General features: G+C 47.7%; 2 tRNA genes and 1 rRNA gene. All 3 read left to right on the top strand.

Annotation, left to right across the window (positions count from 1 at the left end):
* The first annotated feature begins 30 nt into the window (after positions 1–30).
* Positions 31–107: transfer RNA gene (locus tag HRJ06_RS22900), tRNA-Ile, on the top strand.
* Between the two features lie 10 nt (positions 108–117).
* Positions 118–193, top strand: a tRNA-Ala gene (locus HRJ06_RS22895).
* Between the two features lie 268 nt (positions 194–461).
* Positions 462–644: ribosomal RNA gene (locus HRJ06_RS22890) — 23S ribosomal RNA — on the top strand; the annotation flags it as partial.

Below are 644 nucleotides of genomic sequence, written 5' to 3'. Positions count from 1 at the left end.
TCGAAAACCTCAATTAAATACCTGTTATGTGGGCCTATAGCTCAGCTGGTTAGAGCGCACGCCTGATAAGCGTGAGGTCGATGGTTCGAGTCCATTTAGGCCCACCATCTATGTAACGGGGCCTTAGCTCAGCTGGGAGAGCGCCTGCCTTGCACGCAGGAGGTCAGCGGTTCGATCCCGCTAGGCTCCACCATAAACTCCGAGGGTGAAATCACATAGTGATTGAATCTGCGGTTTTGTTCCTTGAAAACTAGATAATCGTAATGAAGAAGGCAAAAGAAAGAACCGAGTAATCGCCATTTTAGTTTTCTCTCTTATATTTAATAAGAGAAACCAAAACAAATCAGCAGCGAGAAGGTCGAGGAAGCAAGCGAGCGAAGACCGGAGCGTACTTAGTAGGTACGTGAGGATCTGAGAAAGCGCGGCTGACGAAGAGATTCGAAGCTGATCATTTGTTTGAAGGTTAAGTTAGAAAGGGCGCACGGTGGATGCCTTGGCACTAGGAGCCGATGAAGGACGGTACTAACACCGATATGCTTCGGGGAGCTGTAAGTAAGCTTTGATCCGGAGATTTCCGAATGGGGAAACCCACTGTTCGTAATGGAACAGTATCTTTACCTGAATTCATAGGGTATTGAAGGCAG

This window comes from Mesobacillus harenae, from assembly GCF_013343715.1.
Classification (GTDB): domain Bacteria; phylum Bacillota; class Bacilli; order Bacillales; family Cytobacillaceae; genus Mesobacillus_A; species Mesobacillus_A harenae.
This window is presented reverse-complemented; position numbering and strand designations above follow the sequence as displayed.